Source organism: Cupriavidus phytohabitans (assembly GCF_017815025.1).
Taxonomy (GTDB): Bacteria; Pseudomonadota; Gammaproteobacteria; order Burkholderiales; family Burkholderiaceae; genus Cupriavidus.
Genome location: NZ_JAGIQB010000216.1, coordinates 1 through 840 on the forward strand (window position 1 = coordinate 1; position 840 = coordinate 840).

Consider the following 840-nt stretch of genomic DNA (forward strand, 5'->3'; position numbering starts at 1 on the left):
ACGTTCACATACTTTGCGGCGACGCGGGCCTATCTGGAGCGCCACGGCAAGCCGGTGGCGTTTTACAGCGACAAGGCGAGCGTGTTTCGGGTCAACAAGCAAGGGGCAACCAGCGGCGACGGCCACACCCAGTTTGCCCGGGCCTTGTTCGAGCTGAACATTGAGGGCATTTGCGCCAACAGCAGCCAAGCCAAGGGCCGCGTCGAACGGACCCACCTGACGTTGCAGGATCGCCTGGTCAAGGAACTGCGCCTGCGCGGCATCAGCTCCATGGAGGCCGCCAACGCCTTCATGTCGGAATTCATTGCGGATTACAACGCACGCTTTGCCAAGGTACCGCGCAACAGCCATGATGCCCATCGACCACTGCGATCGGATGAAAACCTGGACCTAGTCTTTACCTGGCGCGAGCCGCGGTGTGTGTCCAAGAGCCTGACGATCCAGTACGACAAGATGCTCTACCTGCTGGCCGATACGCCAGAGCATCGGAAGCTTGCTGGGCGCTATATCGACGTCTATCACTATCCGGACGGTAGGATTGAGCCACGGGCGAATGGCGCTGCCCTGCCCCCACCATCTACGACCGGTTATCTGAGATCGATCAGGGCGCGATTGTGGACAACAAGCGGCTCGGAGCTGTGTTGCAGATAGCGCAATATGTCCAGGAGAAACGCGACAACACGCGGTCGTTATCTGTGCCTGGCACGGAAGGAGCGCCCCGCAAGCGTGGGCGACCACCAGGAAAGAAGGCGCAGCGGTCGCTGGATCAGAACGACATGCTGGAAGCGCTGAAACGCCTACAGGAGCAGCCGTGGCCACTAAATGGGACTGAGAACTGAA

The 840-nt window shown here is 60.0% G+C and carries 1 pseudogene; it reads left to right on the plus strand.

Annotated features, from left to right (window positions below):
- Positions 1 to 839: pseudogene (locus tag J8I34_RS34215) on the plus strand (ISNCY family transposase); the annotation flags it as partial.
- Position 840 lies beyond the last annotated feature (1 nt).